At 42.4% G+C, this 14795-nt stretch carries 12 protein-coding genes and 1 tRNA gene; 4 read left to right on the top strand and 9 right to left on the bottom strand.

Going from position 1 to position 14795, the window contains the following annotated elements:
• Window positions 1–74: 74 nt before the first annotated feature.
• From ACFQ1M_RS17575 to ACFQ1M_RS17565, 3 genes are all read left to right on the top strand, one after another.
• Complete coding sequence (locus ACFQ1M_RS17575; protein WP_386410793.1) at window positions 75–731, top strand: hypothetical protein; 657 nt, start codon at window positions 75–77, stop codon at window positions 729–731.
• Between the two features lie 226 nt (window positions 732–957).
• Window positions 958–1800, top strand: a complete 843-nt coding sequence (locus ACFQ1M_RS17570; protein ID WP_386410791.1) for a heparin lyase I family protein — start codon at window positions 958–960, stop codon at window positions 1798–1800.
• 335 nt (window positions 1801–2135) lie between these two features.
• On the top strand, window positions 2136–3062 hold the full coding sequence (locus tag ACFQ1M_RS17565; protein WP_386410788.1) for a M12 family metallopeptidase: 927 nt from the start codon (window positions 2136–2138) through the stop codon (window positions 3060–3062).
• Between the two features lie 390 nt (window positions 3063–3452).
• Here the strand turns inward: ACFQ1M_RS17565 and ACFQ1M_RS17560 are convergent.
• Together ACFQ1M_RS17560 and ACFQ1M_RS17555 are read right to left on the bottom strand one after the other, a co-directional pair.
• Window positions 3453–3526: transfer RNA gene (locus ACFQ1M_RS17560), tRNA-Arg, on the bottom strand.
• A gap of 55 nt (window positions 3527–3581) precedes the next feature.
• Window positions 3582–4031, bottom strand: coding sequence for a GatB/YqeY domain-containing protein (locus ACFQ1M_RS17555; protein WP_386410785.1), 450 nt, complete (start codon window positions 4029–4031; stop codon window positions 3582–3584).
• Window positions 4032–4189: 158 nt separating this feature from the next.
• On the opposite strand from ACFQ1M_RS17555, the gene ACFQ1M_RS17550 reads away from it, so the two are divergent.
• Window positions 4190–5578: an ArnT family glycosyltransferase gene (locus tag ACFQ1M_RS17550; RefSeq protein WP_386410782.1), complete on the top strand. Its 1389-nt coding sequence runs from the start codon at window positions 4190–4192 to the stop codon at window positions 5576–5578.
• 41 nt (window positions 5579–5619) lie between these two features.
• Here the strand turns inward: ACFQ1M_RS17550 and ftsZ are convergent, their stop codons facing one another.
• The 7 genes from ftsZ to murD all read right to left on the bottom strand — a co-directional run bounded on the left by ftsZ (window position 5620) and on the right by murD (window position 14745).
• A complete protein-coding gene (ftsZ, locus tag ACFQ1M_RS17545; protein WP_386410779.1) occupies window positions 5620–7560 on the bottom strand; it encodes a cell division protein FtsZ in 1941 nt (646 codons plus the stop codon).
• A gap of 72 nt (window positions 7561–7632) precedes the next feature.
• Complete coding sequence (ftsA, locus tag ACFQ1M_RS17540; protein WP_386410776.1) at window positions 7633–8970, bottom strand: cell division protein FtsA; 1338 nt, start codon at window positions 8968–8970, stop codon at window positions 7633–7635.
• A 3-nt stretch (window positions 8971–8973) separates the two neighbouring features.
• Window positions 8974–9684 carry a cell division protein FtsQ/DivIB gene (locus tag ACFQ1M_RS17535; protein ID WP_386410923.1) on the bottom strand — a complete coding sequence of 237 codons (711 nt, stop codon included), beginning with the start codon at window positions 9682–9684 and terminating at the stop codon, window positions 8974–8976.
• A gap of 2 nt (window positions 9685–9686) precedes the next feature.
• Window positions 9687–11036 carry a UDP-N-acetylmuramate--L-alanine ligase gene (murC, locus tag ACFQ1M_RS17530; protein ID WP_386410773.1) on the bottom strand — a complete coding sequence of 450 codons (1350 nt, stop codon included), beginning with the start codon at window positions 11034–11036 and terminating at the stop codon, window positions 9687–9689.
• Window positions 11037–11055: 19 nt separating this feature from the next.
• The gene (gene murG / locus ACFQ1M_RS17525; RefSeq protein ID WP_386410770.1) at window positions 11056–12153 is read right to left on the bottom strand and encodes an undecaprenyldiphospho-muramoylpentapeptide beta-N-acetylglucosaminyltransferase; all 1098 of its coding nucleotides are present in this window, start codon (window positions 12151–12153) and stop codon (window positions 11056–11058) included.
• Window positions 12154–12170: 17 nt separating this feature from the next.
• A complete protein-coding gene (locus ACFQ1M_RS17520; protein WP_386410767.1) occupies window positions 12171–13364 on the bottom strand; it encodes an FtsW/RodA/SpoVE family cell cycle protein in 1194 nt (397 codons plus the stop codon).
• Window positions 13365–13398: 34 nt separating this feature from the next.
• Window positions 13399–14745, bottom strand: coding sequence for a UDP-N-acetylmuramoyl-L-alanine--D-glutamate ligase (gene murD / locus ACFQ1M_RS17515; protein WP_386410764.1), 1347 nt, complete (start codon window positions 14743–14745; stop codon window positions 13399–13401).
• Window positions 14746–14795 lie beyond the last annotated feature (50 nt).

Below are 14795 nucleotides of genomic sequence, written 5' to 3'. Positions count from 1 at the left end.
TGGTTTTCCATTGCTTGCAGTCAAAATTGAGCGTCCATATCACCACGCTTCATCATTTAAATACAATGTCATCTATGGAAATATTGCATAAATTCAACATTATATTACATATCGTAGCGGGTTCTATTGCATTGCTCTTGGGCCTTGTCGCGCTGTTAAGTATCAAAGGAGATAAATTACATAATAACAGTGGTAAATACTTTTTGAGATTCATTTCCATTGTGATATTCACCGGATTGGTCGGGGTCTTTATCTTTGGAAGAAATACCTTTCTGCTTGTCATTACCGTTCTTAGCGGATATGTTTCGTTTTCGGGCTTCAGAGTATTGGTGAACAAAGCGAATGTCCCAAAGGTGATCGACATTCTTGCGGCGATCATCAGTCTCGTGGTGCTACTGTACTTTTTATATTATTTTAAGTCCATCGGTATGATATGGGAACCTATCATTATCTATAGCACCGCTGGTGCATTACTTTTAGTGGTGATCTACGATGTTCTAAGATATCTGATCCCGAAAGAGCACTACAAGAAGAAGAAAATATGGGTCTACGAGCATATTTATAAAATGACCAGTGCCTTTGCAGCGTTGCTTTCGGCCTTCAGTGGAACAGTCTTGGAACAGTATCAACCGCATAGCCAATATATCCCATCGGCCTTAGGAATATTGATCATCCTTGGATTTATCTTCTACTTCTATAGATTCGGTCTAAAAAGACTGCCGAAACCTTAAATGCTTGGTGGTGCAGACCAGAAACAATGAATGATGATCGTACTCGGCAGTCTTCAAATACCTCTGCAAAGGTCAATTATAATTTACAACGCACCGACCAAGAAATTATAATTGCATCATCTCTCATTTATCGATGTTGAAAGACCATCGCATCTGAAAATGTCATAAAATCTTAAAAAAACTTACAACAAGATGATTTTTAGAACGTTCAATCTTTATGAAAAGAATGAAGCCCCTTTTAATTGCACTCCTCTGTTTGATCCCTATTTCTTGCAGTCAAGAAACGTATAATGGAAAAGAACCTGTAGGAGATAATTATTCTTTTGTTGATGGTTTTGAAACCCAGAATGATGCCTTGGACGAGCTATTTCCATCAAATGGTCAGAGGTGGTCCACCATACAACAGACCAATCCATCGAGCGCTGTAAACGAGATTTCCATAATCAGTAACGAATTTACTGAAGGTAGAAATGCGATCCGCTTTCTAGCTTATCAGTCAGATGCACAATTATCGAAGATCGATATTGAGAAGAATGGCTTAACTATTGAGCCAGGGAATCTGGTTACGATCACTGCGGATTTCTATATAAATGACACCGCATCCCTTGAAAATCTCTTGCTTATCGATCTCGAATGCTGTTCTTGTTGGGATCCCACCGTTGGTGACAACTATGGCGCAGAAAACCAATGCCCAGGAGTAAGACTCATGATGTCTGGCGGTAATGACTATCTTTCCATAGAACGAGGAAAAATATCAGGAACAACCCTTCATCAAACAAGTTTTCGATTTCCGCGTGATCAATGGGTTTCTGTGAAATGGGAAATGACCATGTCTGATGACGACAATGGAAGTAACAAATTGGCCATCGATGGTAACGTGGTGATTGACGAGAATGGTATGAACATGCCAAATGCCCAAATTTTTGCAGCTGTTTTTGCCAATCAGGGAATCGACTTTACCTTACAAGAACCATTGATGTACGAACGTGTTCAAATTGGAGCAACAGCGAATCCGACCGCAGGTAATATTGAGTTGTACGTCGATAATTTTTCAATCAGGGTCGAATAAAAAGTATGCAAGAATCATTTAGGCTTGGGCGGTGTTCAAACTCAAACTTCATAAGAAAATCACTAAAACCGGTTCATTACAACGTTGGTTCCGCTCAACTCTTCCTTTAAGAATAGCCAGTATATTTCCCTAATAAGTCTTCAAAAAAAGCACTTTTTTCATCAGAGCAATTGTCCCCAACGACACCTAATCAGCTGAATAATACATAATTACCCAGTACTTATGAATTATTACCCAATATTAAAATAATGTTAATTTTTTAACATTTTTGATGGTTTGTTTTTATAAATTTAAGATGATTAACTAACATTTTAACACTAACCAAATAACTCATTATGAAAACTTTAAATGTTATCAATGGCATGAATATGCTATCGAGAATTTTAGCCTTGTCCTTTTTGGTATTGGTTTCTTGCGAGTCGGATATCGAGGAGCAAGTCGCAGAACAAAACATAGGAGAAGAAGCCGAAATAAGCGAAGAGCTGAGGCAGACCTTAGAAGCAGAGCAAGTTGAATTTCAAGGTCCAAAGGTTACCAAAGTACTATTTGGCACCGAGGTTCAAGTGGTCTCTTTAGGGAATGGAGAATATGCCCTAGCCGATATTATCCTGTCAGAGGAAAATTTCGACTCGGAGGATGAGAGCGAACAGAATCGCGGCGTTTGGGACCGACGCGTAACTAAATGGCCCAACAAAACCATCTTATATAGATATTCTAGCAATATGCCGCAGGCAACGAAAGATAAAGTTATCTATGCTGCCAATTACATCACCGACAACACCGATCTAACGGTGCGCAAATGGAAAAGTAGCGACAATGCCGGTTATGTGTGGGTAGGATATAGCGAATCCAGTGGATGTTCCGCACAATTGGGCTACAAGAACCAGAAGTTTCCAGGACAGCGAATGAACTTGGCCTCTGGATGTTCTCAAGGTTCGGCCATTCACGAATTTTTGCATGTGGCTGGTATCATCCACGAGCAGAACCACTGGAATCGAGATGCTTATGTTGAAGTCCTATGGAGTAATATTCTTGACGACAAAGAATTTAACTATTTCAAGGTATCGGATGCTAATGGTTGGGAGATTTCAGATGTCCTCGACACCAATTCTATAATGATGTACGGATCTTATTTCTTTAGAACGCCCCAAGCGATAAGCAACGGCTGGCGATCCATGAGAAGAGTTGATGGCAGCACAATTGTTCCCAATCGCAGCTATATGACTTCGAAGGATATTCAAATCATCAATGCGGTCTATTAAAACATGATGTGTTGTTCTAATAGCTTATAAAAATTGCTCATGAACTGGAAGCCCTCTGAAAGTTTTTCAGGGGGCTTTTACGTTTACATGGATGCGGGATGATCGTTTCTTATATTTTAGATTTAAGGCCAACCTTTTATGCCTTTGCTTAAAGGATCAAAGACAATGACCTGCAGCCTTCCTCACAGCGCCACGCGCTGAAAGCCAAAAAAGAGCACGCCGCTCATTCAAAAAAAAGCACGCCCCGAGATTACGACCCAGGTGATCGCCTTCGGCCTTCCTCACAGCGCTCCGCGCTGAAAGCCGAAAAAGAGCACGCCGCTCATTCAAAAAAAGAAGCGAGCTTCATTTTTGAAACTCGCTCGCACTCGCTTTTTTTCGGCTTATTCGTGACCCCGGGAGGATTCGAACCCCCAACCCTCAGAGCCGAAATCTGATATTCTATCCAGTTGAACTACGGGGCCTATAAAATCCCTACGTACCTGCCATCTGCAGGCCGGCGCAGGAATAACAATAGTACTATGTCAATTTAGCCTTCACAATAGTCGATATGGTCTTTCCATCGGCTTGGCCTGCCAATTCTTTCGAGACAATACCCATCACCTTGCCCATATCCTTCATGCCTTGCGCTCCGACATCATCTATCACCGCGACAACCACCTTTTCAATTTCCGCTTCGCTCAAAGCCTCTGGCAAGAACTGACTGATCACTTCTGCCTCATCAATCTCTGGCAATGCCAAGTCCTTTCGATCTTGCTCTAAATAGATGGCAGCACTATCCTTGCGTTGCTTCACCAATTTTTGCAAGAGCTTTATCTCTTCCTCTTCTGTCAACTCATCTTTAGCACCACTCTCGGTCTGGGCCAATAAGATCGCCGACTTCACCGCCCTTAAAGCCGTTAATGCCACTTGGTCCTTTGCCTTCATGGCTTCTTTCATGGCAGCCATCACCTCTTGTTGTAAACTCATTGCCTTCACTATTAAGATGGATTGCGAAGATAAAAAAATAAGTTGTCTTGCCACAAGCATCTTTACGATGATTTTTAATCGGTATTTATATTTTATTTTCACCCATTCTTTTCGCGTATAGATCAAATCTTTAGCTTTACATCCAGTAAAATATCAAAATGTTCAAAGCATACCCAAAACGAGTGTTGTGGTTGGCCGCCCTCGCATTCATCGCAATTATTCTTATAAGCTTTTTCAAAGCGGCACTTGAGCTAGAAGATGCAGAACAGGCTTATTATTCGCAATGGTGGCGATTGGGCTATGACGACCAACCACCGCTATACACGTGGCTACAAATAATCATGACAAAGGTCTTTGGGGTTAGCCGCTTTGCGCTTGCCGGACAACGAGCCATCTTCTTCGCATCGACCCTTTTGCTCATGTACCGATTTGCTCATCAAATGCTTAATGATAAAAAACTGGCGGAAATAAGCGTTTGGTCAATGGCATTGATCATCGTTTTTATCGACTTTAATTTCAGAAGACTTTCACATACGTCGATGATGTGCGCCCTAGTTTTGGCCACCTTGGTCATTACTGATCGCCTGCTACATTCTGAAAACCTGAAGAACTACATACTCCTGGGCATTACCCTCGGATTGGGAATGCTAACAAAATACAATTTTGCCATCTTCATTACTTCGCTTTTGGTCGCCGCCTTGCTCACAAGAAAAACCAGACTGATCGTATTCAACCCGAAGATCATTATCTCTCTTGTTTTATGTATGATACTATTTGCGCCTCACGGCTATTGGCTGTTGTCCGAACAAGCGTACATCATTGAGATACAAAATCAGGTCAACGATAAGGCGAATATTACAGAAAAGGATAGCATGTTGATCGTCCCTCAGCTATGGGAAATGACAAAAAGACTATTGATCTTCTGGGCACCACTCTTGACAGTGTTGTTTTTAGGGTATCTATCGAAACACATCACCTTCAAGAATGTTGCTAAAAAGGATTGGTTCTTCTATCTTCTTTGGGTACAGGTCATTTTTCTGACCATCCTATTTGCTGCTTTGAAGGTTGAAAATATCGAGGAACGTTGGTTATTGCCTTTGATGTTGCCGTTTGTCGTCTTCATCATTCGTTATATCGATATAGCTTCTATCGAAACGCTCTCCCGCATAGGGTTCATTGTTTTCTTAACCGCCATCGGTATTCAGACCATAAGAACGCCTATCGAAAAAATGCTGAGCATCTCCTCTGCCGTTCACTATTCTTTTGATCCGATCGTCAATGTGCTTGAAACCAAACCAAAGGCAAAGCAATGGGTGTTGCCTGATGTAACCTCGGCAGGAGGAGTATACTTCATAAGACCGCATCGCGAGGTCATTTCCATGGACGACTTTACCCTTCCGGAAGAATCGATCGATTCTTCCAATGCCATATTCATATTTAAAACAAAAAACAATAAACTACAGAATACCGTACTTTTTGATAGTATTATAGATTTTGGGGATGACCACGAGGATTACTTCTTCTATATGACAAAAAACGCCCAATGATGACCATTGAGCGCTTTTCTTCGAACTAAGATTCAAATTAATTAGTCGACATTATCGTGTAAGAACGAATTATTACTTCTTAATTGTACTTCATCATTGCTATCGGTACTTACCGACATGCGTGAAACATCTCCCTCATCGGTATTACTCTCGTTGAGGTCGATACCCGCCCTTTTATAGGCCGGTTGCTTCTCTATCTCATCGATCTTGGAGATATTATTATTGAATTTATAATTAAAATCTTTTAATTTTTTTCGTCGCTCATCTGCTCTCAGCCTCAAACTTTCCTCGATCGAATGATTGAATGGATCGATCTCCACCTCTTTTGTTTCTTTTTGCTCTGGCGCTATCGTTTTCTTTTCGAACACCACTTCTTCTTCCTCGGCAACCTTCGATACCACTTTCTTGGCCTTCGCCTTGGTAAGTTGATCTTCCATTTCCATATAATCCTCCAAACTATAGCGTTTTACGGCAGCAAGCTTCTCTGACTCCTCAGGAATGATCTCTTGTGGGTCATTCACCTTAATATCTCTTATAGCATCTACAGATTTAGAAACGATTTCGGACTCCGGCTCCTTAGTTTTGGATTGATTGATGGGCAGATCGAATGTCAATGTGAATTGCTGCTCATCTTCGGTCTCAGCCACCACGGTTTCTGGATCCACCACCTCGATGTCAAAAATCGACTTCACCGGCTTAATGATAAAATCCTCATTTTCTATATCAGCTTTCACCTCTTCGTAGGTGACTTGGATATTTCTAAGCAGTTCGGTTGTAGGTACCAGCTCCATTTCGCTCACAAATTTCTCTTCCTCCAGCACATGACGCACTTGTTTGGTCTCAGGAAGAATCTCTTCGGGCTGATTTACCTCAATATCAAAAATTGAATTGGTCTTTACTTTGTTGGATTTGGGGGTGAGATCGTGTGTTGCCTTCTGTTCATCCTCTAAAGTATGGATGATCTTCTTAGCTTCGGTATTGATGATCTCGTGCTGTTGATCGGCATCGAAACCCGTGGCGATGATCGTCACCGAAATCGCATCTTCCAGCGCTTCATCCTCTCCAACGCCCATAATGATATTGGCTCCAAAGCCCGCTTCGGTTTGAATATGGTCATTGATCTCTCCGATCTCATCTAGCGTGATCTCATCACTGCCAGAGACAATGAGCAGCAAAACATTCTTTGCACCTGTGATCTTGTTGTCATTAAGCAAAGGAGAATCCAACGCTTTCATAATCGCCTCCTGCGCTCTGTTCGTTCCAGTGGCCGTAGCCGAACCCATGATCGATGTCCCACTGTTGGAAAGTACCGTCTTAGCATCTCGCAAGTCGATGTTTTGGGTATAATGATGGGTAATTACTTCGGCTATACCGCGCGCAGCAGTTGATAGTACTTCGTCTGCCTTGGAAAAACCAGCTTTAAATCCAAGGTTACCATACACTTCGCGTAATTTGTTGTTATTGATGACCACCAAAGAATCCACATGAGAACGTAGCTTCTCGATTCCTTTTTGGGCCTGCTCGTTACGAGCCTTTCCTTCAAACTGAAAGGGGCTGGTAACGATTCCAACGGTAAGGATGTCCATTTCCTTGGCCAATTTGGCGATGATAGGCGCAGCACCTGTACCTGTACCTCCACCCATTCCGGCAGTGACAAATACCATCTTGGTATTGGTGTCCAGCATCGCCTTTAATTCTTCATAACTCTCAAGGGCGGCCTGCTCGCCAACTTGTGGATTGGCACCTGCCCCTAATCCTTCGGTAAGGCTAACGCCTAACTGGATCTTATTGGGAATGGCACTACTCTCCAATGCCTGGGCATCGGTATTGCAAATCACAAAGTCTACCCCTTTTATACCCTGCTGGAACATGTGGTTGATAGCATTGCTGCCTCCACCACCTACACCAATCACTTTGATGACGTTGCTTTTGTTCTTTGGCAGATCAAAAGCGATATTTTCAAAACTGTCTGCGCTACTCATAACGGTTTTTTACTGGTTTGTATTTATTGTCAGTTTCCATTGCCCGATTTACAAAACACCCTACACGTTTTGTTATTCGGCATTATCTAAAAAGTCTTTCAACTTGTCGGCCCATTTTTCAAAAATGGACTTTCGTTCTTTATTTATCTCAGGTCTGGCCGGTGTTTCTGTCACCACATCTTCGTCGCTCTCTGCCTCTTGCTCTTTTGCTTGCAACTGACTGGCTTCTTGGACCACGATCTCTCTCCGTTGTTTTTCCAATGCATTCATCACCAAACCTACTGCCGTGGCGTATAAGGGACTGGTGGTCTCTTTGTCGCTATCGCCAGCCAAATACTCATTTGGATATCCAATACGCGTATCCATGCCTGTGATGTACTCTACGAGCTGTTTTAAGTGCTTCAATTGACTTCCACCACCGGTAAGTACTATTCCGGCGATCAGCTTTTTCTTTTGCTCCTCATGACCATAGTTCTTGATCTCCAAATACACCTGTTCGATGATCTCTACGACTCGCGCATGGATGATCTTCGACAAGTTTTTGAGTGTTATCTCCTTTGGCTCCCTTCCTCTCAGTCCAGGAATCGATACGATCTCGTTGTCTTTGTTCTCACCTGGCCAAGCAGAACCAAACTTTATTTTCAATAATTCGGCCTGCTTTTCTATGATAGAGCAACCTTCTTTGATATCCTCGGTAATGACATTCCCTCCAAATGGAATGACAGCCGTATGTCTTATGATACCATCCTTAAAGATCGCGAGGTCGGTGGTCCCACCTCCTATGTCGATCAAGGCCACTCCAGCCTCCTTCTCTTCTTGGCTGAGCACGGCATCTGCCGACGCCAATGGTTCCAAGGTGATCCCAGCAAGGTCCAATCCAGAGCTTTTCACACACCTTCCGATATTACGTATCGACGAGACTTGTCCGACAACCACGTGAAAATTGGCCTCCAGACGTCCACCATACATTCCTATCGGTTCTTTGATCTCAGCCTGCCCGTCCACTTTGTAATCTTGTGGTAACACATGAATGATCTCTTCTCCAGGCAACATCACTAACTTATACACTTGGTTGATCAAGGTATCTATGTCGTCCTCATCGATCACCTGATCCGAATTGGGACGGGTGATATAATCGCTATGATGCAAACTGCGAATATGTTGCCCTGCGATCCCCACGACCACATTCTCTATCTTCATTCCTGAAACAGCCTCTGCTTCTTGTACCGCCTGCTGTATGGATTGGATGGTCTGAGTAATATTATTGACCACGCCACGATGTACCCCTAGACTCTTCGATTTTCCTATGCCAAGAATCTCTAGCTTGCCATATTCATTGGCACGACCGATCATCGCCACGATCTTCGTGGTTCCGATATCTAAGCCTACAGCAATCTTATTTTCTTCCATAACTTACTTTTTGGTGCAAACCACCTGACTTTCGAACTCAAGGCTTACCGTTTTGAATGTGTCTAATGACCGATCTTTCATCCCCTTCTTATAAAAGGCCTTCAGATTGTTGAATTTCTTCTCGATAGAGACGATCTTCCCAAAGATCACCTCAAAATCCAATTCCCGTAAACTGATGACCACCTCACCCTTGGTCTTATGTAATGCAACTACATTTTTTCGTAAAAAAGCATCATCATTGATGAACTTGGTAAGCGCATATATATCCTGCAAATGGTTCTTATCGATATCACCTGTGACTATAGGAACTCGTGCCGAATAATATGGTGATAGCGGCATAGGAGTCCCTTCTGAATCTACATAAAATTGATGGTCACCACTTACGCGGGCTATTGGTGTGCGCTGCCTTACCTTAGCGCCAAGTTGCCCATTTACAGTGAGATACACTTGAGCATCACGAATGAGTTCGTTCGCTTTCAGGGCTGTTTCCAACTGATTCAAAACTAACGCATCTTTGGTTATGCTCGCAATGGAATCTCTTTTTTGTATTAACAATTTATTAACTGCCTCTCTTGTGATATAGAGATTGTTCTCTCCTTGAAAAATCACAGTCACTTCAGAGATCTCCCTGGCATCACTTCGTGCATTGGTAAATGCAAATAATCCACTTAACAATAGAAAGATACCGATCAATTTTATGTAATTCCAGTTCACCTTCAATTCAATAATGCTTTTTTGATACTTTCTACTTCTACGCCAATATCTCCTGCGCCAAGTGTTAATATTACATGGGCATTGCTCGCAAGAACTTTGGCAATGAGTTCGTCCTTGCTGACGAGACTTTTTTCATCATTTTTTATTCTTTCCAACAACCAAGAAGAGGTAACCCCTGTTATCGGTTCTTCTCTCGCAGGATAGATGTCCAATAGCATGATCTCATCAAATTGCGAAAGGCTACTGGCAAAATCATCTATAAAATCTCGGGTACGACTAAAAAGATGCGGTTGAAAAATGGCCAACACCTTTTTCTCAGGGTACATTTCTCTCACCGCCTGATGCACGGCATCTATCTCTGTGGGATGATGCGCATAGTCATCGATAAATACCAGATCGTCGCGTTTGATCTGATAGGAAAATCGTCTTTTAACCCCTTTGAAAGTCGACAATGCTTTTACGAGGCGGTCGGTTGGGGAACCTATTTTTACCGCCATCGCAAAAGCTACTAATCCGTTCAACAAGTTGTGTTGCCCCGGTTGGTTGAATTGTACGCCACAAACCACCCCATCATTTGGCGTCTCTACATCAAAAACGTAGGTTCCGTTCTTGACCTTAATATTTTTTATACAATAGTCTGAATCATCTTCAATTCCATAGGTAATCCCTTCCAAAGGCAAACCGCTACGGACAAAAAGTGTCCCACCCGGCTTTATCCTTTGGGTGAATTCTATAAACGAGTCATGCAAGGATGCTGCCTCTCCATAAATATCCAGATGGTCAGCGTCCATCGAGGTGATACAAGCAACATCCGGCGATAATTGCAAAAAGGAACGATCAAACTCATCTGCCTCTACTACTGTATATTCATTTCCAGACATAACGAGGTTAGAATCGTAGTTTTCGGCTATCCCACCCAGAAAACCGGTCACCTGCTGCCCGCTTTCATTCAATAGATGTGTTAATATAGAAGAAGTGGTCGTCTTGCCATGCGTTCCGGCAACGGCCAGGCAAAAGGTATTCTCGGTGATCATCCCCAAAACTTCAGAACGTTTACAAACCTCAAATCGGTTATTATTGAAATACTGCAATTCCGAGTGCGCTTTTGGAACAGCTGGTGTGTATACGACCAAGGTCTGCTCTTTATTTAAGAAGTTCTCAGGAATTTTCGAAACTACATCTTCAAAGTGAATCGAGATCCCTAGGTCGCACAGGTTATCCGTTATTTCGCTAGGAGTTCTATCATAGCCTGCAACCTCCTTTCCAATCGTCTTGAAATAGCGTGCCAAGGCTGACATTCCTATGCCGCCGATCCCTATAAAATAGATGTTATGTATTAAATTCAAATTCATTTAAACATGCTATGTTCGATCAATTTCTAAGAAGCAATTGCTCTACTTCGTCCACAATATCACTTGTCGCATTTGGCAATGCCAATTTCTTTATATTTTCTCCCAGCTGTTGCTGTCGCTCTTCAGAGTTGAGCAATGACAAAAATGTTGACTCAAAATCTTCATCCAGATCTCGTTCCTTGATCAACAGGGCTGCATCCTTCTCGGTAACTGCCATGGCATTCTTTGTCTGATGATCCTCTGCTACCAAGGGAGATGGTATAAAGATCACCGGCTTTCCTACGATACTCAACTCTGATATGGTGCCGGCTCCTGCTCTCGAAATAATAATATCGGCAGCGGCATAGGCCAGGTCCATTTTATCCAGGAACTCATATACATTTACTTGGTTCTTATCGTCATAGGCCTTATAATCGTCGTAATAGAGTTTCCCACATTGCCATAACAATTGCACATCAGCTTCTTGAAAAAACGAAAGTTCTTTTTCTATCAGCTGATTGATTCGTCTAGCGCCTAGGCTTCCTCCTAGGACCAAAATGGTCTTTTTTTCTGCCTTTAGATTGAAAAACCGCTTCGCACCATCCCTTTTGTCTGCTATTTGAAGTAGGTCCTGTCTCACTGGATTCCCGGTCTTAATGATCTTGTTCTCTGGAAAAAACCGCTCCATATTATCATAGGCCACACATATTCTATCTACTTTTTTTCCAAGTAGCTTATTGGTGATCCCAGCATAGGAATTCTGCTCTTGAATCAATGTTGGAATATGATGGTTTGCGGCAACTTCTAGAAGCGGGCCACTTGCAAATCCTCCCGTTCCTATTGCTATCGTAGGCCTAAATTCATTGATCAGACGTTTAGCCTCCATAAGACTACTGATAAGCTTTATAGGAAACATTAGATTCTTCAGGGAAAGCTTCCTTTGCAAACCAGAGATCCATAGGCCTTTGATGGCATAGCCAGCCTTTGGCACTTTCTCCATCTCCATTCGGTCTTTTGCTCCAACAAAGAGGAACTCAGACTCTGGATAGCGCTCCTTAATTTCATTTGCAATAGCGATCGCAGGATAGATGTGTCCTCCTGTTCCTCCTCCCGATACTATGATCTTTAGTCTCTCCAAATGCTACCTTTTATTCATTACAACGCTTCGCTCAATACTGCCAGCGGATTGTTATCGTTATTTATTTGCTCTTCGGTCTCTTCACGTTTCTTGCTAACGCTTAGAATGATTCCGATAGCTAAGCAGGTCATCCAAACGGAAGTTCCCCCGCTACTGATAAGTGGCAATGTCTGCCCAGTAACGGGGAATAACTCCACGGCTACAGCCATATTTATCAATGCTTGAAAAATAATGGGTAGCCCCACTCCAATAACCAGTAATTTTCCAAATATGGTCGCACTCTTATGTGCGACGATCACTATTCTGAACAAAAGCAATAGATATAGAAACATGATCAACAGCCCACCGGCTAGACCATATTCTTCTACTACAATTGCAAAGATGAAATCTGAAGAACTTTGCGGAAGCAAATTCTTCATGACACTTTTTCCCGCGCCCTTACCAACAATACTACCAGTTGCGATCGCCGTTTTGGCGCGTTCTATCTGATAATCCTCTTCCGTAGGCACATCATCCATAAAACTTTCAAATCTGCTTATCCAAGTATCCACCCTATTGGGAAATGCTTCTGGAAACGCCTTTGCGGTCAATACGAACATGGTCAGCCCAACAGCACCGGTAAAGATGATCGCCATCAAATATTTTAAGGGATAGCCTCCTAAAAATGTAAGGACCACTACCATTGAAAAGAGTATGGCTGCCGTTGAGAAATTGGCTGGTAGGATCAATGCCAATATTAAAAAGACGGGCAACCAAAGCGGTATCAGGGTCTCGGCAAATCTCACCTTTTCATCCTTTATTTTTGATAGATATCTAGCTACATAGGCCATCAATACCACCGAGGCGAAGGTCGATGTTTGAAATGTCACCCCTACGATGGGCACACGGATCCAGCGGCTCGCATTGGCCCCACCAATCGTATTTCCTTGAGCCAAGGTGTATAACAACAATATTACTGTGATAGGCAGCATGATCATCGACAATGCCCTGAAATAATGATAGGGAATCTTGTGAATGGTATATATAATTGCAAAACCTAATGCCAGAATAACACCATGCTTTAACAAATGTCCGATGGTAGTTCCGTTGCCAACCACATATACCAAATTAGAACTTGCACTATACACTGGAAGAAATGATAGCAGCGCCAGCAGTGCCGTAATGGCCCAGATGGTCCTATCTCCTCGTATGTTCCTAAATACCGTGTTCACTGCTATGATCTCATAAATGTTAGCGTAGTTCTTTCTATAGTTTTCTTACTGCTGCTTTAAATTGATTTCCTCGATCTTCATAATTATCAAAAAGATCAAAACTTGCACAGGCAGGAGATAACAGAACTGTCTCTCCACGTTCTGCGATCTTATAGGCGACCTTTACAGCTTCTTCCATAGAATAGGTTTCCACCATTAGATCTACCACACGACCAAAAGTGTCGATGATCTTTGAGTTGTCCAGTCCCAAACAAATAATGGCCTTTACCTTTTCTCTGACCAATGGCATAAGGTCCGCATAATCATTCCCTTTATCCTCTCCACCAACGATCCAGACCGTTTGAACATTCATACTTTCTAGCGCATAGTATGTAGCATTGACGTTTGTGGCTTTGGAGTCATTGATGTATTGGACATTATTGATCTTCAAAACTTTCTCTAATCGGTGAGGCGCGCCTTGAAAATCCTGAAGGCTCTCCCTGATGGTCTCTTTCCTTACTTTTAAAAGGGTAGCCGCCATCGATGCTGCCATAGCATTCTTTACGTTGTGTTTTCCCTCTAATGCTAATGTTTCTGTTGACATAGTTGTTTGGTCGTTATCTATCGTTATGGTAATATTTTTATCTTCTAAAAACGCCCCTGGCGTTATCTTTTTCTTTATTGAAAATGGGATGAGCCGCGACCTCACTGGATGTGCCTTTAACCAATCGGTGATCACTTGATCATCTGCATCATAGATGAGGTAATCACTTTCTGTTTGGTTCATCGCTATTCTAAACTTTGAAGCGACATAGTTTTCAAACTTATGATCATACCTGTCCAAATGATCGGGTGTAATGTTGGTGATGACCGCGATATGTGGTTTAAAACTCACGATTCCATCCAACTGAAAACTGCTGATCTCCAGAACATAGGTGTCAAAATCATTTTCAGCCACCATTTTAGCATAGCTATCCCCGATATTTCCAGCCATACCCACATGTAATCCTCCTTTTTGCAAGAGATGATGTGCTAGCATGGTGGTGGTGGTCTTTCCGTTACTTCCTGTAATGCCAACAATAGTAGCATTGGTATACTTTGAGGCAAACTCGATCTCAGAGATCACAGGAATCCCTTTTTCGACCAATTGTCTTACCATTGGTACTTTATCTGGAATGCCAGGGCTCTTCATCACCAGATCCGCATTTAATATCTTCTCCTCGGAATGCTGTCCATCCTCCCATTCAATTTCAAGATCAATAAGAACGTCTCTATAAGATTCTTTGATCGTCCCTTTGTCTGAGACAAAGACCTCAAAGCCTTGTTTTTTTCCTAAAATGGCGGTACCCACGCCACTTTCTCCTCCACCTAAGACCACCAAAGCTCCCTTCACTCCCTCCATTGGTGGGACATTTTGTTTCTTTATTATTTTTTTCTTCTCATTCATATTCA

This window comes from Sungkyunkwania multivorans (assembly GCF_042675645.1).
GTDB classification, from domain to species: domain Bacteria; phylum Bacteroidota; class Bacteroidia; order Flavobacteriales; family Flavobacteriaceae; genus Sungkyunkwania; species Sungkyunkwania multivorans.
This window is presented reverse-complemented; position numbering and strand designations above follow the sequence as displayed.